At 72.7% G+C, this 19,829-nt stretch carries 17 protein-coding genes; 10 read left to right on the top strand and 7 right to left on the bottom strand.

What is annotated here, in order from left to right; all coding sequences use genetic code 11:
* Window positions 1-78: 78 nt before the first annotated feature.
* From ACIBBD_RS33195 to ACIBBD_RS33220, 6 genes are all read left to right on the top strand, one after another.
* Window positions 79-1,311: an ROK family transcriptional regulator gene (locus ACIBBD_RS33195; RefSeq protein WP_399423280.1), complete on the top strand. Its 1,233-nt coding sequence runs from the start codon at window positions 79-81 to the stop codon at window positions 1,309-1,311.
* Window positions 1,312-1,522: 211 nt separating this feature from the next.
* Window positions 1,523-2,785, top strand: coding sequence for an ABC transporter substrate-binding protein (locus ACIBBD_RS33200; protein ID WP_399423281.1), 1,263 nt, complete (start codon window positions 1,523-1,525; stop codon window positions 2,783-2,785).
* 20 nt (window positions 2,786-2,805) lie between these two features.
* Window positions 2,806-3,771 carry a carbohydrate ABC transporter permease gene (locus tag ACIBBD_RS33205; RefSeq protein WP_399423282.1) on the top strand — a complete coding sequence of 322 codons (966 nt, stop codon included), beginning with the start codon at window positions 2,806-2,808 and terminating at the stop codon, window positions 3,769-3,771.
* Window positions 3,768-4,661 carry a carbohydrate ABC transporter permease gene (locus tag ACIBBD_RS33210; protein ID WP_399423283.1) on the top strand — a complete coding sequence of 298 codons (894 nt, stop codon included), beginning with the start codon at window positions 3,768-3,770 and terminating at the stop codon, window positions 4,659-4,661. The genes ACIBBD_RS33205 and ACIBBD_RS33210 overlap by 4 nt, the downstream gene beginning before the upstream one ends.
* Before the next feature lie 27 nt (window positions 4,662-4,688).
* Window positions 4,689-7,562, top strand: coding sequence for a glycoside hydrolase family 2 TIM barrel-domain containing protein (locus tag ACIBBD_RS33215; RefSeq protein WP_399423284.1), 2,874 nt, complete (start codon window positions 4,689-4,691; stop codon window positions 7,560-7,562).
* A gap of 21 nt (window positions 7,563-7,583) precedes the next feature.
* Complete coding sequence (locus ACIBBD_RS33220; RefSeq protein ID WP_399423285.1) at window positions 7,584-7,796, top strand: hypothetical protein; 213 nt, start codon at window positions 7,584-7,586, stop codon at window positions 7,794-7,796.
* Window positions 7,797-7,834: 38 nt separating this feature from the next.
* On the opposite strand, the gene ACIBBD_RS33225 is transcribed toward ACIBBD_RS33220, so the two are convergent.
* Window positions 7,835-9,091 (bottom strand): MFS transporter, encoded by a 1,257-nt coding sequence (locus ACIBBD_RS33225; protein WP_399423286.1) that lies wholly within the window; start codon window positions 9,089-9,091, stop codon window positions 7,835-7,837.
* Between the two features lie 272 nt (window positions 9,092-9,363).
* Here ACIBBD_RS33225 and ACIBBD_RS33230 point away from each other — a divergent pair, with 272 nt between their 5' ends.
* Complete coding sequence (locus ACIBBD_RS33230; RefSeq protein ID WP_399423287.1) at window positions 9,364-9,849, top strand: hypothetical protein; 486 nt, start codon at window positions 9,364-9,366, stop codon at window positions 9,847-9,849.
* A 2-nt stretch (window positions 9,850-9,851) separates the two neighbouring features.
* Here the strand turns inward: ACIBBD_RS33230 and ACIBBD_RS33235 are convergent, their stop codons facing one another.
* Both ACIBBD_RS33235 and ACIBBD_RS33240 read right to left on the bottom strand, forming a co-directional pair.
* Window positions 9,852-10,367, bottom strand: coding sequence for a hypothetical protein (locus tag ACIBBD_RS33235; RefSeq protein WP_399423288.1), 516 nt, complete (start codon window positions 10,365-10,367; stop codon window positions 9,852-9,854).
* Complete coding sequence (locus tag ACIBBD_RS33240; protein ID WP_399423289.1) at window positions 10,364-12,076, bottom strand: PHP domain-containing protein; 1,713 nt, start codon at window positions 12,074-12,076, stop codon at window positions 10,364-10,366. Before ACIBBD_RS33240 ends, ACIBBD_RS33235 begins: the two co-directional genes overlap by 4 nt.
* A gap of 251 nt (window positions 12,077-12,327) precedes the next feature.
* Between ACIBBD_RS33240 and ACIBBD_RS33245 the strand changes: the two genes are divergently transcribed.
* Window positions 12,328-13,647 carry a jacalin-like lectin gene (locus ACIBBD_RS33245; protein WP_399423290.1) on the top strand — a complete coding sequence of 440 codons (1,320 nt, stop codon included), beginning with the start codon at window positions 12,328-12,330 and terminating at the stop codon, window positions 13,645-13,647.
* Between the two features lie 157 nt (window positions 13,648-13,804).
* Here ACIBBD_RS33245 and ACIBBD_RS33250 read toward each other — a convergent pair whose 3' ends face one another.
* On the bottom strand, window positions 13,805-14,932 hold the full coding sequence (locus ACIBBD_RS33250; protein ID WP_399423291.1) for a hypothetical protein: 1,128 nt from the start codon (window positions 14,930-14,932) through the stop codon (window positions 13,805-13,807).
* Between the two features lie 297 nt (window positions 14,933-15,229).
* On the opposite strand from ACIBBD_RS33250, the gene ACIBBD_RS33255 reads away from it, so the two are divergent.
* Entirely contained in the window at window positions 15,230-15,802 is a 573-nt protein-coding gene (locus ACIBBD_RS33255; protein ID WP_399423292.1) for a TetR-like C-terminal domain-containing protein, read from the top strand.
* Window positions 15,803-15,861: 59 nt separating this feature from the next.
* On the opposite strand, the gene ACIBBD_RS33260 is transcribed toward ACIBBD_RS33255, so the two are convergent.
* On the bottom strand, window positions 15,862-16,230 hold the full coding sequence (locus tag ACIBBD_RS33260; RefSeq protein WP_399423293.1) for a VOC family protein: 369 nt from the start codon (window positions 16,228-16,230) through the stop codon (window positions 15,862-15,864).
* 230 nt (window positions 16,231-16,460) lie between these two features.
* Between ACIBBD_RS33260 and ACIBBD_RS33265 the strand changes: the two genes are divergently transcribed.
* Window positions 16,461-16,880 carry a hypothetical protein gene (locus ACIBBD_RS33265; RefSeq protein WP_399423294.1) on the top strand — a complete coding sequence of 140 codons (420 nt, stop codon included), beginning with the start codon at window positions 16,461-16,463 and terminating at the stop codon, window positions 16,878-16,880.
* Here ACIBBD_RS33265 and ACIBBD_RS33270 read toward each other — a convergent pair.
* Both ACIBBD_RS33270 and ACIBBD_RS33275 read right to left on the bottom strand, forming a co-directional pair.
* Window positions 16,843-18,570: a DUF2264 domain-containing protein gene (locus ACIBBD_RS33270; RefSeq protein WP_399423295.1), complete on the bottom strand. Its 1,728-nt coding sequence runs from the start codon at window positions 18,568-18,570 to the stop codon at window positions 16,843-16,845. The genes ACIBBD_RS33265 and ACIBBD_RS33270 overlap by 38 nt on opposite strands.
* Window positions 18,571-18,640: 70 nt before the next feature.
* A complete protein-coding gene (locus tag ACIBBD_RS33275; RefSeq protein ID WP_399423296.1) occupies window positions 18,641-19,687 on the bottom strand; it encodes a rhamnogalacturonan acetylesterase in 1,047 nt (348 codons plus the stop codon).
* Between the last annotated feature and the right edge of the window lie 142 nt (window positions 19,688-19,829).

Here is a 19,829-nt window from a genome sequence, read left to right on the forward strand (position 1 = left end):
CTCCGTACGCCATAGCCTGACGCCGCGCCGGTGCCGACCCCGCCCCGGCCCGGGCACGAAAGGGAGGGGGGTTCTCCGGTGAAGCGCACATCACGCGACATCCGCACCGCGAACCGCTACGAGGTGCTGCGGCAGATCATCGCCCGCTCCCCCACCTCCCGGCAGGAGCTGGCCGCCGCCACCGGCCTCAGCCTCGCCACCGTCGCCACCCTCGTCGGCGAGCTGCTCGACCTCCGCATGATCACCGAGGTCGGGTTCGAGGACTCGGCGGGCGGCCGCCCCCGGGGCCTGGTCGCCGTCAACACGTCGGGGGGCGCTCTGATCGGCGTGGACATCGCGGAGACGTACGTCCATGTCGAGCTGTTCGACCTCGGACTGAACGTGCTGGCGCGCGCCGAGGAGGACATGCGCCCCGGGGAGAGCCGCCCGGAGCAGGTGGTCGGCCATGTCGCCGCGGCCGCCGGCTCGGTGGTCGCGCAGGCCGGCGTGGAGGCGGCCCGGGTGCTGGGCGTGGGCGTGAGCGTGCCGGGCCAGGTGGACCGGCGCACCGGCGTCTGCGAGTACGCGCCCAACTGGGACTGGCACGACGTGCCCTTGCTCGACCTGCTCTCCGAGCACATCGCGTATCCGCTGTACCTGGACAATCCGCTGCGCGCCTGCGCGGTGGCCGAGCTGTGGTTCGGGGCGGCGCGCGGCCACGGGGACGCCGTGGTCGTCAACCTCGGCACCGGGGTCGGCGCCGGTCTCGTCCTGGGCGGCGGGCTGCACCGCGGGGTCAGCAACAGCGCCGGCGAGTGGGGGCACACCACCCTCGTGCTGGACGGCCGGCTGTGCCACTGCGGCAACCACGGCTGTGTGGAGACGTACGTCGGCGCGCCCGGCATCATGCAGAACCTGCGTGAGCTCAGCCCGGACAGCCCGCTGTTGCACCCCGACGACCAGACCGCCACGGTGGACGCGCTGGCCCGCGCGGTCGCCGCGAAGGATCCGGTGGCGGTGAAGGTGGTCCGCGACACCGCCCGCTATCTGGCGGCGGGCATCGCCGACCTGGTGAACCTCCTCAACCCCGAGGTCGTCGTGCTGAGCAGCTGGGTCGCCGCCCGGCTCGGCGAGCCGCTGCTGAACGAGGTCCGTGAGGCCGTCGGCCGGCACGCCCTGCGCCGGCCGCTGGCCTCGACCGGGATCGTGCTGTCCCCGATCCCCACCGACCCGGTCTGCCTGGGTGCGGCGACGTTCGCCCTCGAAGGGGCGCTGCAGTCGGCGGGACAGCGCAAGCGCGTCCCCAGCAGGTCGCACCCCGCCGCGAGTTGACCCCGGATCCCTCCCCGGGCTGCTGCGTCTCCCTCCTCCCCCTCCCTCACGTCCGGTATCCCGAACGCTACGCAACGCTTCGAACAGACTTCGTCCAACCCCTTGCCGAAGCCTTAGCCGAAGGTTAACGTCCCGCACCGCAACGCCATTCGAGCCACCTGGCGCTGAAGCCGTGTTGAGCCGCAGCCGCACTCGAGACAAGGACGTCAGCATGTCGGCAATGAGCAACAGCAACTGGTCCCGCCGTTCACTCTTCCGGGCCGCCGCGGGCATGGCGGCGGCCGGAACGCTGGCCGCGTGCGGCAGCAACAACGGGCGGGGCGGCGGGGGTTCGGGTGCCGGTCTGGTGCAGTACTTCCACGCCTACGGCGAGGCGGGCACCGAGCAGGCCATCAAGAAGTACGCGGCCGCGTACGACGAGGCCAGGGTGACGACGCAGTGGATCACCGGGTCCAACTTCGAGAGCAAGCTGTTCGCGAGCCTGCTCACCGACAACGCTCCGGACCTCTTCGAGTTCCACCCGCAGATCCAGCTCATCAGGAGCGGCCAGGTGGCCGACCTCACCGACATCATCGAGCCGGTCAAAAACGACTTCAACCAGGCGGACATCCAGTCGCACACGGTCGACGGGAAGACATACGGCGTCCGGATGATCGACGACCCGCAGTTCTTCTTCTACCGCCCCTCCCTCCTGGAGAAGGCCGGCGTCGAGGTGCCGCAGACGCTGGAGGAGCTGCTGGAGGCCGCCGCCAAGCTCACCACGGACAAGGTCAAGGGCGTGTACCTCGGCAACACGCTGCACGCGGTCATCCGGCCGATGATCTGGGCGGCGGGCGCCGACACCCTCGACCAGAACAACAAGCCCGCCTACCACACGGACGGCGTCGTCGAGGGCCTCAAGCAGATGCGCAAGCTGTTCACCAGCGGCGACCTGCTCCTGGACGCCCCCGCCGATTACTGGGACCCGTCCGCGCTCGTCCAGGGCCTCGCCGCCATCCAGTTCTGCGGCATGTGGGCCATGCCGGCGATGCAGAAGGCACTCGGCGACGACCTCGGCGTCTTCCCGTTCCCGAAGGTCGGCGCCGCCGGCAAGCCCGCGGTCTACAACGGCGGTTGGTCGATGTTCGTCAACGCCAAGGGCGACCGGGTCGAGGAGGCCAAGCAGTACGTGAAGTGGCTGTGGATCGACCAGAAGGAGTACCAGGAGGACTGGGCGCTCTCCTACGGCTTCCACATCCCGCCGCGCACCTCGATCGCCCGGTCCGCCGAGAAGCTCAAGTCGGGCCTGCCGGCCGAGGGCGTCAAGCTCTTCACCGACCACGGGCACTTCGACAACATTGGCTGGACCCAGGCCATGATCAAGGCCACCGAGGACGTCTTCGCCGACTCCGTCCGCAAGGACGGTGACCCGGAGGCCGCGCTCGACAAGTGCGACACCGCGGTCAACGCCGAGCTCAAGAAGCTCTTCGGATAGGCCGGCGGACGGAGACCGACATGTCGACGACCACCACGCGCGACCTCGCGCACCCCGCCCCGGCGAAGTCCGCGAAGGCCGGGCCGCGACGGGGGCTGCGGGGCAGCGGCACCCTCAACTTCTGGCTGTTCACCGGACCGTTCCTCATCGGCCTGCTGATCTTCGTCTACGTCCCGATCGGCTGGAGCATCTGGCTCAGCTTCTACGAGGCCCGTTTCACCGTCACGCCCAGCACGTTCGTCGGGTTCGACAACTACGTGTCCATGCTGGAGAACGACGCCTTCACCGGCGCCCTCGTCACCTTCACCGTCTTCGCCGCGATCATCGTGCCCACCACCTGGGCGCTCTCCCTCGGACTGGCGCTGATGGTGAACCGGCTGCGGTTCATGCGGGCGTTCTTCCGGTCGGTCTTCTTCCTGCCGACGGCGTGCAGCTACGTCGCCGCCTCCCTCATCTGGAAGATGTCGCTCTTCAACGGCGTCCGCTTCGGTCTGGCGAACACCGTGCTCGGCTGGTTCGGCGTCGAGAACATCGCTTGGCTCGCCAACCCCGATCCGCCGTGGTACTGGCTGGTCATCGTCACCGCGCGCCTGTGGCTGCAGTCCGGTTTCTACATGATCCTCTTCCTGGCCGCGCTGCAGAACATCCCGGACGAGCTGTACGAGGCCGCCGCGATCGACGGCGCCAAGCGGGGCTGGCAGACCTTCCGGTACATCACGCTGCCGCAGCTGCGGGCGACCTCGACGGCCGTCGTCCTGCTGCTGCTGGTCGCCGCCTACCAGGCCTTCGACGAGTTCTTCAACCTGCTGTCCAAGACCACCTGGGGACGGCCGCCGCTCGTCGAGCTGTACTACACCGCCCTCGGCGACAACCAGGACTACGGCGCGGGCAGCGCGGGCGCGGTGGTCCTGACGCTGCTGATCGTCCTGGTCACCCTGTTCCAGGGCAGGATCATGGGTTTCGGAAGGGGTGACGAGTCCAAGTGACCACCACCGCACCAGAGGTGAGGAAGACCGCCCCGGCCCCCGGGACCGGCCGCGCCGGCCGCGGCCGGGGGGTGATGGGCTCCACCGGCCTGTACCTCGCCGTCGGCGTCGCCGCCCTCCTCTTCCTGGTCCCGTTCTACGTCCTCGTCCGCAACGCCCTGTCCACGGACGCCGAGATCACCGGAGAGGACTGGGCCCTCTTCCCCACGGACATCCAGTGGGGCAACGTCACCGAGCCGTTCGACGACCCGACCGTCGACTTCGGCCAGTCCCTGTGGAACTCCCTGGTCGTCGGTGTCCTGCACACCGTCGGCACGCTGCTGGTGTGCTCCCTGGCCGGCTACGGCCTGGCGCGCATCCCGTACCGGCACGCCGACAAGGTGTTCTACGCCGTGCTGTTCACCCTGATGGTCCCGACCGCCGTCACCTTCGTCCCCGGCTTCGTGCTGGTGTCGTCGCTCGGCTGGATCGACACCTACCGGGGTCTGATCATCCCGGGCCTCTTCAGTGGTTTCACCTGCTTCCTGTTCCGGCAGTACTTCCTGGGGTTCCCCAAGGAGCTGGAGGAGGCGGCGCGCGTGGACGGACTCGGCTACTGGGGCGCCTACTGGCGCGTCGTCGTACCGAACTCGCTGAACTTCTTCGCGGCCATCGCGACCATCACCTTCATCAACGGCTGGAACTCCTTCCTGTGGCCGCTGGTCATCGGCCAGGACCCCAGCGCCTGGACGGTGCAGGTCGCGCTGTCGTCGTACATGACCAACCAGACCGTCAACTACCACCTGATCTTCATGGCCACCGCGATTTCCCTCCTGCCCCTGCTGCTCGTCTTCCTCTTCCTCCAGCGCTGGCTGGTGCAGGGAATCGCCCAGACCGGCATCAAGGGCTGACGCCTTCACATCGAGACCTGGAGACAGATGTCTTTCCGCACCACCGGCACCGCCACGGCCGTCGACTACGTCGAGGACGTCTCACCGGGCAGCGGGGCCCTTCCGCCCCGCGCCTGGTACGCGTCCTCGGACGCGAAGTCCCTGACCCTGAACGGAAACTGGCGCTTGCGTCTGTCGGCGACGGCCGACGCCGAGGACGACTCGTTCGCCGAGGAGGGCTACGACGCCGGGGACTGGGCCGAGGTCACCGTCCCCGGCCACTGGGTCCTCCAGGGTCACGGCTCCCCCCTCTACACCAACCACCTGTACCCCTTCCCCGTCGACCCGCCCCGCGTCCCGACCGAGAACCCGACCGGCGACCACCTGCGGGTCTTCGACCTGCCGGAGGACTGGCCGGCCGACGGCGGCGCGGTGCTCCGTTTCGACGGCGTGGAGTCCTGCGCCCGGGTCTGGCTGAACGGCACGGACATCGGCGAGTTCAAGGGATCACGGCTGCCGCACGAGTTCGCGGTCGGCCATCTGCTGAAGACCGCCGGCAACGTCCTGGCGGTCCGCGTCCACCAGTGGTCTGCCGGCTCGTACCTGGAGGACCAGGACCAGTGGTGGCTGCCCGGCATCTTCCGTGACGTGACGCTGCTGCACCGCCCGGCGGGCAGTGCCCTCGACTTCTTCGTGCACGCCGCCTACGACCACGTCACGGGCGAGGGCACCCTGCGCGTCGACTCCGACGTCGACGGGCGGGTGACCGTGCCCGCCCTGGACATCGATGTCGCGACGGGTGAGCCGGTGACGGTCCCGGTCGAGCCGTGGAGCGCGGAGGCACCCCGGCTGTACGACGGCGAGCTGGTCACCCGGGGCGAGCGGGTGCCGCTGCGGATCGGCTTCCGCACGGTCGTCCTGGAGGACGGTCTGATCAAGGTCAACGGCCGGCCGGTCCTGTTCAAGGGCGTCAACCGGCACGAGTGGCATCCCGAGCGGGGCCGCGCGCTCGACCCGGAGACGATGCGCGAGGACGTGCTGCTGATGAAGCGGCACAACGTCAACGCCGTCCGCACCTCGCACTACCCGCCGCACCCGGCCTTCCTCGACCTGTGCGACGAGTACGGCCTGTGGGTGATCGACGAGTGCGACCTGGAGACACACGGCTTCGTCGAGCAGGACTGGCGCGACAACCCCGTCGACGACGACCGCTGGACCCCGGCCCTGCTGGACCGCGCGGCCCGCATGGTCGAGCGGGACAAGAACCATCCGTCGGTGGTGATCTGGTCGCTGGGCAACGAGGCCGGCACCGGACGCGGACTGACCGCGATGGCCGAGTGGATCCGCGGCCGTGACACCTCCCGCCTCGTGCACTACGAGGGCGACCCCGACTGCCGCGACACCGACGTCTACTCGCGGATGTACGCCTTCCACGAGGAGGTCGAGCGCATCGGCCGCGGCCTGGACGGCGGCACCCTGAAACGGCGCGAACTCCCCTTCGTCCTGTGCGAGTACGGCCATGCCATGGGCAACGGCCCCGGCGGCATCGCCGACTACCAGCGGCTGTTCGAGGCGCACGAGCGGCTCCAGGGCGGCTTCATCTGGGAGTGGATCGACCACGGCATCAAGGACGACCGCTACGGCTACGCGTACGGCGGCGACTTCGGCGAGGAGCTGCACGACGGGAACTTCGTCTGCGACGGCCTGCTCTTCCCGGACCGCACCCCCTCCCCCGGGCTCGTGGAGTTCAAGAAGGTGATCGAGCCGGTCGCGATCAGCGGCGACGGCGCGGACGGCACCGTGCGGATCGCCAACAAGCAGGACTTCGCGGATCTGTCGGGGCTGGCCTTCACCTGGGAGTTCCAGGTGGACGGCGAGACGGCCGGGTCGGGCACGCTGTCGGTTCCGGCGCTCGCCGCGGGCGAGTCGGCGGAGGTGAAGCTGCCGCAGCCGCCGGAGGGCGACCGGGCCGGCGCGGAGACGTGGTGGACGGTCCGGGCCGTCCTGGCCGAGGACACGGCGTGGGCGCCCCGGGGCCACGTGGTGGCCTGGGGCCAGGTCCCCGTCACGCCGAGGACGTCACCGTCGGTGCCCGCGACCGGCGGCCCGGTGGCCGGCGAGGGGCTGATCACCCTGGGTCCGGCCTCCTTCGACGCCCGCACGGGGGCGCTGCGGTCCGTCGGCTCCGTGGCGGTGACCGGGCTGCGGCTGGACGTGTGGCGGGCACTCACCGACAACGACGAGGGCGCCCCGTGGCAGTCGGACGTCCGGCACGGTGAGCTGTGGCGCACGCTGGGCCTGCACCGTATGCGGCATCGTCTGGACGCGGTGGAGCTGGGCGAGGACGCGCTCACGGTACGGACCCGGGTGGCGCCCGCCGCCCGGGAGGTGGGCCTGTCGACGGTGTACCGGTGGACGTCGGACGGAGACCGTCTCCGGCTGACCGTGTCCGTGACCCCCGAGGGCGACTGGACGGTGCCGCTGCCCCGGCTCGGCGTCCGCTTCGGGCTGTCCGAGGCCGACGCGGTCACCTGGTTCGGCGGCGGACCGGGCGAGGCCTATCCGGACACCCGGGCGGCGTCACAGGTGGGCCGTTGGCAGTCGACCGTCGACGGTCTGCAGACCCCCTACGTCCGTCCGCAGGAGAACGGCGCCCGCGCCGACGTCCGCTGGGCCGAACTCGGCGGACTGCGGATCGAGGGCGACCCGGAGTTCTGGTTCACCGCCCGGCGCTGGACGAACGAGCAGCTGGACGCGGCGCGGCACCGCACCGACCTGGTGCCGGGCGGGACGGTGTGGGTCAACCTCGACCACGGCCAGCACGGCATCGGCTCGCAGTCCTGCGGTCCGGGTCCGCTGCCGCGGTACTTCCTGAACGTCGCCCCCGCCGAGTTCTCGTTCGTGTTCTCGCAGGCCGGCTGACCGACGGCCCGCCTCGTCGGCATGCCGACACGGCGAATGACGTCCGCCGAGGCCGGCCGGGCCCCGCCCCGGCCGGCCTCGGCCGTGCCCGTTCAGCCGCCCTGCCGGGCGCTCGAGGCGGCCATCGCCGGGGACCCGGCCGCCCTCGCCTCGTTCGACCAGTACGACGACCCCTTCCGGCTCTCGCTGACGGACTTCGTCTCCAGGGCCCGCTCGGCGGTGCACGGCCTGTAGCGGACGGGGGCGCGGACCGACGGGCACCGGAGTGCCGGTCAGCGCCGCCCGGACCGCCGTACGGGTGTCGCCAGCGCCACCCCCGCGATCGCCACGCAGCATCCCCCGGCCAGCAGCCCGACCGGTGCGGTGCCGTGCCGTTCCGCGGCCCAGGTCAGGACGGCGGCGCCCACCGGAGCCGCCGCGTACTGCAGCGTCCAGAAGGCCGAGGTGACCCGGCCCAGGAGCGGTTCGGGGGTGACCTCCTGGCGCAGGGACATGGAACAGGTGCCGGCGACGGCAACGCAGGCCAGGAAGAGGGCGGCGAGGGCGGCGACGACGGTCACCTCCCGGGCCCAGCCCAGTCCCGCGACGGCGACGCCGCTCAGCGCGACCGCCGTCGTCCAGGTCGGGCCGAATCCCAGCCGCCTGCGCACCCGCGCCACGAGCAGGGAACCGGCGACGGTCCCGAGGGCGCCGGCCGCCAGCACCGTGCCGACGGTGCCGTCGTCGTGTCCGAGGTCGTGCTTGAGGTGGTAGATGACCAGGTCGTTCAGGCCGAGGGTGAGGAAGCTGAACCCGAACAGCAGGGCGGTCAGGGCCCGCAGCACGGGATGGCCGTACAGGAACGCGACCCCGGTGCGCAGGTCCCGCCACAGTCCGGCCCGTCGTTCCGGCCGGTCGTCGGCGGGCCGCTCCCGTACCCGTACGACGGCGAGGCAGGCCGCCGACACGCCGAAGCTGGCCGCGTCGACGCCGACCGCGGCGGCCGGGCCGGTCCAGGCGGCGAGCACTCCCGCGCCCAGCGGTCCGAGGACACCGGCCGCGGCGGCGGTCGCGTTGAGCCGCCCGTTGGCCTCGGTGAGGCGCGCCGTGTCGACGAGACCGCGGACGACGGTGACGTAGCCGACCGCGAACAGCATGCCGACGGCCTCGCACACCGGCAGCACCGTGTACAACAGCCAGATCCTCGGTCCGAACAGCCACACCAGGGGGATCACCCCGTACAGCACCATGCGGACGAGGTCGCAGACGATGAGCAGGCGGCGCCGGTCCACCCGGTCCACCACCGCCCCCGCGAACACCGCCGCCACGACCGAGGCCGCCCCGCCCACCGCGGTCAGCAGGCCCATGCGGGCGAGGGAGCCGGTGGCCTCGAGGACCAGCAGGGGCAGCGCGATCAGGGCGAAGGAGTCACCGAGGAAGGAGAGGGTCTGCGCGGCCCAGAAGGTCCCGAAGTCCCGCTGCCGCCACAGGGGCCGGCCGGAACCCGGCGTGACCTTCCGCTCCCGGCTGCCACGCGCCTCGTACGTCACCCGGTCCCCCTCCCAAGTCCCCCGAAACCCTACGGCGTTCGGCGGCGGACCGAGGGCCGCAGCACCCGCGATCCCCGGCCCCGCTCCCGCGGGAGCAGCCGTGTGCCGGACGCCGCCGGCGACCCCGCCGCCGCGTCCGTCCCGTCCCGCTCGCCCCGAGCCACGCGGCGAGGCCCGCGTCCACCGGCCTGCCGGTCGGCCTCGACCCGAACGCGTGACATCAGGAAGGGCCGGCTTCGGGCGGGGGCGGTCGGTGCCGGACGATGTCCTTCATGTACGACCCCTTCCCTGTGCCGGGCCCCCGCGAGGTCCGTCCCGGCGAGCACCCCCTGTGGGACGAGGCGTTGGCGCTCGTCAACCGCGACCTGGCCGCACTCCTGCCGGACCGCGGTCCGCTGCGCCTGCTGGCCCTGCCGCCCTGGGAGCCGGAGGACTCCGGACGCGGGCCGGTGTACGTCGCCCTGCCCGACGGGCGCTGGCACGGCAACGACCTCGGGCACGACTCCGAGGCCACGCCGGCCGCCGCGCTCGCCGCCGTCGCCGAGGCCGCGCAGGACACGGTCATGGAGTGTCTGTGGCAGGTCTGGCCGGTCTGCGCCGAGCATCGCGTCGGGATGCACCCGCGGGAGGAGGACGGCCGCCCGGTGTGGTGGTGTGCGGGCGGCCGTGGCGAGCGGGACCCGGCCCATGTGCGGGCGCCGGTCGGCGGGCTGGACGCGTTGCACCGCCCGCGCGGGGCGGGCCGCGGGCGGCGGTGACCTCAGTGGTCCGCGCAGCAGGGCGTCGGGGCGGGCACCTCGAAGGGGACGAGTGCGCCGCCCGCGGCGGGCATGGCGGTGAGGACGAGCTCCCCGTCCTGCCACTGCGGCCGCACGTGATCCCGCGTCACGAGCGGTGTGCCGGGACCGGGAGGACCGGCCGCGCCACCCAGCACCGTCACCCGGTCGATCGCGGAGACGGACAGCACCTCCGCGACCGTCATCGTGCCCCGCAGGGCGTCCACCCCGGGGTAGAGGACGGCCCGGCCGACCGGGTCCGGAGCGCCCTCGGCCACCTCGTACCCCCGGGCCACGAGCCGCTCGCGCAGCCCCGCCGCCACCGTCTCCTCCTCCACCGCGAGCGAGACGGCGACGCGCGGCCGGTCGCCCCGCACGAGGTGCGTGCAGCCGAACACCCCCTGCGGCAGGTGGAGTTCGGCCGCACACGTGCGCAGCAGGTGATCGGCCGCGCGCAGGTCGCGCAGGCCGGCGTCCACCGTGAGGACGTACCGCGTCACGACGGCAGGATCCACACCGGGTTGGAGTAGAACCACAGGTCGAGCCACGGGTCGGCGTCGCCGACGACGTCGATCGCCGGGCCCGCCGGGTCGACGGCCGCGCCCATCGCCCCGACGGCGGAGCGGTTGCCGTCGGTGCCGCGCAGCCGGACGTACGACGGCCGGTCGACGCGGCCGAGCCGGTAGGTGAGCCGGACCGTGCCGGTGGACTTGTTCACCTCGTACGACGTGACGACCTTGGCGGTCGGCGCGGTGAAGGTGTCCTGGTCGGCGACCGGGCCGGTGACGTCGCCCTGGATGACGTCGACGCGCGCCAGCTTGGGTGTGAAGCCCGCCCAGTTGGGGCCGTCGGCCAAGGCGATGTCCGCCGTGAGCGTCACGGCCGTGCCCTTCTTGACGTGCAGGGCGCCACCGAGGGTGGCCCAGCGGCCGCCGCCGGAGACGCGCACGTCGAGGCCGCTGACGAGCTGCCCGTGGTCGACCCAGATGCGGCCGGCGCGGATGCCGTCCATCACGGCGGCGTAGGAGAAGCCGTCGGCGCCGACGTGGGTGCGGCTGTACTGGCCGGGCCAGTAGTCGCCCTGGGTGGTGTCGATCCTCCCGCCGTAGACCGGGTCCGCGTAGCGGCCGTCGGCGGTGAAGTCGCCGCCGGGGCCGCGGACGGCGGTGTCGGCGTAGACCTGGTGGGAGTCGGAGTTGGCGGTGATCCACCAGGGCTTGCCCTCGGCGAGGAGGCTGTCCCACAGGCCGCCGACGGTGGCGGTCATCCAGTCGAAGCCGCCCCAGGTGCGGTAGCTCTCCAGCGGGTAGCCGGCGAAGGAGTTGGCGCTGGGGTTGTTGTCGTAGATGCCCCGGGCGCGGGCCGGGCCGAGGGGCGCGGGCAGGCCGGCGGCCTGGTGGCCGGGGGCGCCCTCGAAGCCGACGGCGATGCGGTGGTCCGGGTCGGTCGCGTCGCGCCAGGCGCGGATCTCGTGCGGGGAGTCGACGCCGCGCCGCGCGGGGTGGTTGGCGAGCATCAGGGCGTCCTTGACCTTGCGGCGGCGGACCTGCTCGCCGAGGAAGGCCAGGCCGGCCACGGCGAGGGCCTCGTTGGCGGGCGTGGAGTCGGAGGCGCCCTGCACGCTGCCGTCGTAGTCGGTCTCGAACTGCTTGAGGACGGAGACCTCGTTCCTGCCGGGGTGCACGAAGACGGTGCCGTGCTCGGCGCCCGGGATGTTCCACTCCAGGCCCTGGAAGACGAGGGTGTCCTCGTGGGCGGAGCGGGCCTCCTGGATGTCCGGGTTGACCTTCTCCACGCCGATCTTCGCGTGCGTGGCGCTGCCGTGGTCGGTGATGACCAGCCAGTCCATGCCGTGCCGGGCGCCTTGGCGGACCTGGTCGACGACGCGGTACTTGCCGTCGCTGCTGTACTGGGTGTGGATGTGGTGGTCGCCGGCCAGCCAGAGGAAGCCGTTGCCGCGGCGGCCGTCGGTCGCGGCGTACGCCGGGGCCGTGGCCGCCCGGCCGAGGACGCCGGCGGCGGTCAGGCCGGCGCCGAGGAGTCCGGCACGGCGCAGCAGGGAGCGGCGCGACCGCTGCTCGGGGCTGAGCTCCTCGTCGGGCACGGAGGTGTCGAAGGCGGCGGGCAGGGCGCCGCCGCTCCCATGGCCGTGGCCGTGGTGGTGACCCTCCTCGGGTCCGTGACGGTGGTGCGCGTGACCGTGTCCCATGGTGCCCTCCCGGTTGCCGCTGCCTTCCGCGGCTGCCTTCCACGGCGCGAGTGCGCCGCGTGGGGAGGATCGGGTCGGAACATGAACGTCGGACGACCGACGGGTGAGCGGCGGCCGACCCGGACACGTCCGGCTCACCTCGTCCCTCACTGTTTCCTCAACCACCCCTGTTCGTCACACTGTTGGACATCGAACGTGAGCAGCGTTCAGCTCCCCGCCCTTTTCCCCTCCCGACCGGAGACACCCCCACCATGAGAAGACTCCTGGGCACCCTCGCGGCCGCCGCCCTGGCCGTGACCGGCCTCGCGGGCACCGGCGCGACGCCCGCCGCGGCAGCCACCACCGGCACGTTCGACGTCCTGACGTACAACGTGGCGGGTCTGCCCGAGGGCCTGAGTTCCGGCAACCCGGCGACCAACACCCCTTTGATCTCACCGCGGTTGGGCGCGTACGACATCGTCAACGTCCAGGAGGACTTCAACTACCACGCGGCGCTGTACGCGGGCGACGACCACCCGTACCGCACGGCGACGAGCGGCGGCGCGGCCTTCGGCGACGGACTGAACACGCTCTCGGACCACCCCTTCGAGGACTTCGAACGGGTCCGCTGGACCGACTGCACGGGCACCAACTGCCTGACCCCCAAGGGCTTCACGCTGGCCCGGGTCCGGCTGGCGGAGGGCGTCTTCGTGGACCTCTACAACGTCCACACCAACGCCGACGCGACGGACGACGCGCTGGCCGCCCGCCGCGCCAACATCGAGCAGCTGTCGGACTTCATCCAGGCGAACTCCTCCGGCAACGCGGTGATCGTGATGGGTGACACGAACACCCGCTACACCCGCGCCGGCGACAACATCCGCACCCTCGTCGCCGAGAACGGCCTGACGGACCCGTGGGTGCAGCTGGTGAGGGGCGGCACGCCGCCGGCCCAGGGCGCGGACGCGCTGCTGTGCCCGACCACGGCCCCGCCGAACGACTGCGAGGTGGTGGACAAGGTCCTCTACCGGGGCAGCGAGCTGCTGTCCCTGACGGCTACCCGGTACAGCAACGAGTGGGCGTCCTTCCTCGACTCCGCGGGCGGCAACCTGTCGGACCACTTCCCGCACGCGGTCGACTTCTCGTACACCGTCAGCCCGGCGTTGAAGGCCAGCGACTTCTTCGGCGGCCCGCACGGCACGGCGTTCAACGACGCGGACGACCTGCCGACGGCTGTCGCCCCCCGCACCCTGACCCTGAGGGGCGGCTCCCGCCTGGACGCGGTGTCCCTGACGCACTACGGCGGCACGACCCTGACCCACGGCGGCACCGGCGGCACGGCGGCGTCCCTGACCCTGGCGGCGGGCGAGCACCTCACCTCCGTCAAGCTGACACAGGGTCAGAAGGACGGCCGTACGAGGATCTTCTCGGCGGCCTTCACCACCGACAGGGGCCGCACCCTGTCGGCCGGTACGGCCACCTCGGACACCAGGACCTTCACGGCTCCGGCCGGCTGGCAGATCGTGGGCTTCACGGGACGCGCGGGTGCCGAGGTGGACAAGCTGGGGGTGGTGTACGCGCCGGCCGGCTGAGCCGGGGGTCCGTCGCCTCACCGCCGCCCAGGACGGTCCTTCCCCTGGGGCACCGTCCGGGCGGGCACCACCGGCCGCCGTGCCCGACCGTCGGGCGCGGCGGTCTCGGCGGTTCGGAGCGCTTGCGGTGGCTCCACCGGTCGAGCGGTCACCGCGGCTAGACGCGGGACACCGTTCCGCAGCTCTCCGTGGTGTTGTGCTCGAGCGCCTGACTGCGGTCGTACGGATCCGTGGCCGGGCCGGTGGGTGCGGGGCCCGTCGGCTCGGCGCTGTCGAACTGCGGGTGCAGGAAGCCGTCGTAGACGTCACAGGCCGAGTTGGACAGCTCCTGGTCGTACCGGACGAGGACCAGCCGGCCGGGGGTGACGTCGTAGTGCGCGGGGTCGGGGAGTTCGAGGTCGAGGACGCGGCGCACGATCGTGCGGGTGACCTCGGTCGAGCCGTCGGCGCGGGCCACCGGATAGACGAAGGTGTAGTCGGCGTGCACGGCGACGCCGGCGTGCTCCCCCTTCTTGACGGTCATGTGCCCACGCGTCTTGACCACGTCCCCGACGACCCGGACCTCCTCCGGATCGAAGCGGCTGAACAGCAGCACCGGGTCGTGCTCCTTGTCCGGGGAGCGCAGGGACGTCGTCAGATCGTCGAGGAGGTCCGGCTGCTTGGGGTCGAGCACGGAGAGCGCGGCCGTGGGGTTCTCGCCGCGCAGCGTCGCGGGGTCGAGGTTCGCGCCGACGAGCAGTTTCCTGGTCAGTTCCAGGGCCTGCGCGACCCGTTCCTCCGACGCCGAGCCGACGGCCTTCGCCGCGGGCGGGACGACACCGGCCGCACCGTCGGCCCACCGCAGGGCCGGGGATCCGGCGAACGGCTGGTCGAGGGTGGGGACCTGCTCGGCGACCGGGGCGGGCGCGCCGGTCGGGGCGGCGGTCTCGGCGGGGAGGGGGGACCCCGCGGCGGCCTGCGGCTGCGCCGATCCGAGGGGGTCGCCGGGCAGCAGCGACGGCTTCAGCGACACGACGACCGCACCGAGCGCCAGGGCCACCCCCAGAGCCGACCACAGCGTCCGGCGCCGGCCGGCCCGCCCGTCCGGCTCGCGCCGGGCGGGACCGGTCCGCCAGCCCTCGGGCTCCGCCTGCCGCCGCAGCCGCTCGGTCACCATGCGGGCGCGCGCCGAGGGCTCCTCGGGAGCGGAGGCCGCCCCTCGTTCGCTGTCCTGGAGGAACGCCCGCAGTTCCTCGTCGGATATGGACGAGCCGTTTGCGGGCTCTTCTGGGGATCTGCCGGCCACGTGCGCTTCCCATCGTTGTCAGGTTGCTCCCGGACGTGGGCCGGGCCACCGCCCCGGAGGGAGCGTGACGACGACAGCGAACGGACGTGCCGAACGCACAGAATCCCCCACCCAACTGTTCACGAGTGGGGAAGTTGTAAACGATCAGCGACCCCACCACAAGCCACGCACACGCCTCCCGCGACCGCAGTGAACATGATCACGCCGCATTCACCGCGAAGTCACCGCTTCCGGACAGCCCCTAGGATCTCCACCGACCCGCCAAGCACCGTCCCCCTACCAGCAAGGCGCCGCCCCATGCCCCGAGCCGGCCTCACCCCCGACCGTCTGGTCGCGGCCGCCGCCGATCTCGCCGACGAGGTCGGGTTCGACAACGTCACCCTCTCCGCGCTGGCCCGCCGCTTCGGCGTCAAGGACGCGAGCCTGTACTCGCACGTCAAGAACCTCCAGGACCTGCGGACCCGCGTCGCGCTGCTCGCCGGCGCCGAGATGATCGACGGGATCGCGGTGGCCGTCGCCGGGCGGGCGGGCAAGGAGGCGCTCGCCGGGTTCGCCGGGGCCTACCGCGCGTACGCGCTGCGGCATCCGGGGCGGTACGCCGCCACCCAGATCCCCGTCGACCGGGACCTGTTCGCCGACAGCCCGGCCTTCCGCCGCACCGCCGAGATCACCTACGGCATGCTCCGCGCCTACGGCCTCGAGGAACCCGACCTCACGGACGCCGTCCGCCTGCTGCGCAGCACCTTCCACGGCTACTGCGTCCTCGAGGCCGGCGGCGGCTTCGGGGCGCCCCGGGACGTGCAGCGCTCGTGGGAGAAGGCGATCGACGCACTGCACACGGCCCTCACGCACTGGCCGCGTGAGGACTGACCCCGGCCGGACCGCCGCCCGCGCCTCCACGCCCGCCCGGGGCGGCCGGCCCGCCACCGCTACTGCTTCCGCTCCCCCGCGCTCCGCTCCACGCAGAACTCGTTCCCCTCCGGATCCGCGAGGACCGCCCAGCCGGTGCCGTCGGGATTGCGGCGGTCGTCGACCAGGGTGGCGCCGAGGCCGAGCAGGCGCTCGACCTCCTCCTCCCGGGTGCGGTCGTGCGGCTGCAGGTCGAAGTGGATGCGGTTCTTGATCGTCTTGCCCTCCGGGACGGTGACGAAGAGCAGACCCGCGCCCTCGATCAGCGCTTCCTCGTCACCCGGCTTGTCGTCCTCGTGAACGGCCTGGCCGAGGACCTGCGACCAGAAGGTCGCCAGCGCGTAGGCGTCGGAACTGTCGATCGTCACATGGCGGATCGTGGAAGTCATGCCGGGGATTCTCACGCACGCCCCCGCGCCGGGCAACGCAGTTGCTCCGGTCGCCGCACCGGGCCCGGCCCGCGGGCAGGGGGACGATTCCGCCGCCGTACCCGCCGCACCCGCCCCCACGCCACCGCCGTACCCTGTGCACCCGTCGACACGCCACCGCCGTACGACCACCGCACCCGGTCGGCGCGTCTCACCAGTACGGCCCACGCGGACGGGGGAGGTCGGTCGGGATGCCCGGCGAGGCGAGGCGCGGTTTCGTCCATGACGTGTGGCGGTTCTTCTGGCTCCCGCGGGGGATGCCCCGCCGGCCCGCCCCGGCCGGGGCCCTGCTGCGGGTCTGGCTGTTCTGCCTGGTCGCGGGCGCCGTCGCCACCGCCTTCGGCCGGGTGGACCACGGCGCGCACGTGATGCTCGTCGTGGCGCAGGTCGCCCCGCTCCAGGACGTGGCCGACGGCGTCCGGCACCGCTGGCCGGCCTTCCTGACCGCCCTGGCGGCCGGCTGGGCCGTCAACAGGCCCGCGTACGCCGTGCTGCCCGGCTCGCACGAGTCCTGGGGCCTGTACTGCGTCCACGCGCTGATGACGTTCGCCACCCTGGCGACGTTCGCCGGCGTCACGCGTCTGCCGCGTCGCCGCCCGGGCGCGTCGTGACCGGCACGAGGTCCGGCGAGACGACCGCTCCGTCCGTCACCCGCAGGCGCACCTCGTCTGCCCCGCTCCATCGGACGTGGATCTCGTCCGCCTCCACCCGCACCGACACGGCTTCCTCCAGCGGTGCCGGGTCCGGTTCGGCGGTGAGCCGGACGAGGGCGACGAAGAGACGGTCACCGTCGCCGGTGACCCCCGTGAGGGAGTCGTCCAGTCCGTGGACGGGCACGAGGTCGGCCCGCACCCCCTCCCCGGTGGCCCACCCCGTCACCCGCACCGGCGTCCCGGGCCGCACCCCCGTCACCAGATGGGCCCGCACCTCCGCCGCGCCCCGCGCCAGCACGACGCTGGTCACCCGCGCTCCCCCGCCCGCCGTGTGCCGGGAGGCCACCCAGCCGTCCCCGGCCCCCAGCGGTTCGATGCCGGTACGGGCCGGGTCGTTCCCGACGATCACGCTGTTGTCGTACGACGCCGCGGGCGCCGTCACCGTCGAGTACGCGAGCCGCGTGTAGTACGGGTCGTAGCGGACGTCCTCGCTGCCGTGGTTGTGCAGGCGGACCAGGCCGTCCGAACGGGTGGACTGCAGCAGCCAGTTGGGGGCGGCGATCGGCGTGACCGCGTCCGCGCGCTCCGCCGGGCCCGGCGCCTCCCGCGCCGTCCACACCTCGTGCTCGGGCGGGAGCAGCAGCCCGATGAAGCCCTTGCTGGCCCAGTAGGGGGAGGCGGGTCCCGAATAGCCCTGCAGGACAGCGGGGTCGGGGCCGTGCCAGCCGAGGGTGAGCAGGCCGCGTTCGTCGACGGCTCCCCGCTCCAGGAAGTACTTCAGGGCGCCGGAGGCCAGGCGGCGGGTCTCGCCGGGCGGCAGCGGGGTGTGGCCGGTCAGGGCGCCGAGCCACAACGGGGCCGTCGTCGCGAAGCGGTAGGTGAGGGAGCGGCCCTGGTGCAGGGGGGCGCCGTCGCCGCCGAACAGGCGGGCGTAGTCGGCGAGATGACGGGAGAGCCGGCCTCCGTACAGGTCCAGCAGGCGCCTGTCGTCGGCGAGCCAGGCGTGCAGGACCGGATAGAGGTGCATCGCCCAGCCGTTGTAGTAGTCGAAGGCGCGGCCCGCTCCGTCCGTGTACCAGCCGCCGCCGACGTACCACCGCTCGATGCGCTCCAGGCCGCGGTCGACCGCCTCGCGTGCGCTATCCGGTTCCCAGCCGACCGCGTGCAGGAATCCGCCGACCGTCACGGGAAAGAGTTCCCAGTTGCACGGCCATGGTTCGGCGGTCAGCGCGTCCCCGAGCCAGGCGGCGGCCCGCTGCCGCACGCCGTCGTCCAGGCGGTCCCAGAGCAGGGGCCGCGTCAGCCGCAGCGCCAGGGCGATCGAGGCCGCCTCGACCAGCGGCTGGCTCCGGTCCTCGACACGGGGCCAGACGCCGCCGACACCGGCGGCGAGACCGTCCGCGTACCGCTCCAGGGCCGTCTCGTCGCGGCGGAAGGCGGCGAGCAGGAGGGTGCGGGCGTAGCCCTCCAGGCCGTCGGAGAGACGGCCGGACCAGCTCTCGCGGTCGCCGGGGAGGTGGTAGAGGGCACGGTCCTCGGTGGCGTACGGCTCCACGGCGGCGAGCAGGGCGTCGGCGGCCGCCTCCCAGTGGGCGCGGGTGTAGCCGGTGCGGGGGCTGAGGGCGGGGTCGGGCGGGGGCAGGCGCATCGCGGTGTTCTCTCGGTCGGGGGCCGGGGCCTGGGGGCGTCCCGGTTCCGGTCGGGGCGCCCCCAGGGGCTCATCCCACCCGCACGGTGCCCGCGGGCACCAGGTGCTGGGCGACGAGTGCGTCGCGGACCAGGCCCGCGTAGACCGTGGCGCCGTGGACGGAGGTGTGGGTGTTGTCCCGTTTCTCGTTGTAGAGGTACAGCGCCTTGGATCCCTCGACGCCGAGGGACTCCACCATCTCCTTCGTCCGGGCGGTGAGGTCGATCAGCGGGACGTCCCGCGCGGCGGCGACCGAGCGGACGACCGCCGGGTGGTCGACGCCGAGGCCGTTGACCAGCAGGGCGGTGCCGTTGTTCAGCGTGCCGTCGGCGTTGAACCAGCGGCGCACGATCGGGGTGACGAGGACCGGCTCGCCGCCTTTGTCGCGGACGCCCGCCACCAGCGTCTCCAGGTTCGCCCGGTAGGTCGCCTCGTCGGTGGTCTTGTCGTTGTGGGCGAGCTGGATCAGCACCAGGTCGCCGCGGTGGATCTGCGGCTGGACGGTGGCCCACAACTGCGGGTTCCCCAGATAGGTGACCGTACTCTCCCCGGAATCGGCGTAGTTGGCGACCGAGACACCCTTGCGCAGGTACTGCGGCAGCTGCTGGCCCCAGCCGGAGTAGGGGTCGCCGGGCTGGTCGCAGACGGTGGAGTCGCCGACCAGGAAGATCTGGCGGGCGTGCCGTGAGGGGGTGACGCGGATGTCGGCGAGGGCGGGGGCCGAGCCGCCGAGGACCAGGTCGAGGCCGGCGGTTCCGGCGGCGCCGGTCGGCTCGCCCTCGGGGGTGCGGACGTTCACGGTGAAGCCGCGGGTGACGCGTTCGCCGGCCGGGACGGCGGTCTCGGGGAGCAGGGAGCGCCGCGTCTCGCCGCGGATCGCGGTGCTGGACGCCGCCTCGCCGCCGAGGCGGACCGTGACGTCGTAGGTCCCGGGCGGGACGTCGAAGTGGCAGGCGGTGGCGGTGCAGTGGTCGACACCGAGGGCCGGGCGGCCGGTGTGGGCGTGGGCGGCGGGCACGGCCGTCAGGGCGGCGGTCACGGTCAGCGCCGCCAGCGCGGCGGGGGTGAAACGTCTCACTACGGCTCCTCCGTCAGGGCGACAAGGCCTGGCGGCTGGACCGTACCGCCTCCGGCAAGCGCTTTCTAGCCCCTGGAGTCTTTTCACAAAATCGCCAACCTCCCGCCGGTGAAAGCCCTTTCGCGAAATCGATTCAACTGTC

The organism is Streptomyces sp. NPDC051315, from assembly GCF_044455165.1.
In the GTDB taxonomy this organism is placed as follows: domain Bacteria; phylum Actinomycetota; class Actinomycetes; order Streptomycetales; family Streptomycetaceae; genus Streptomyces.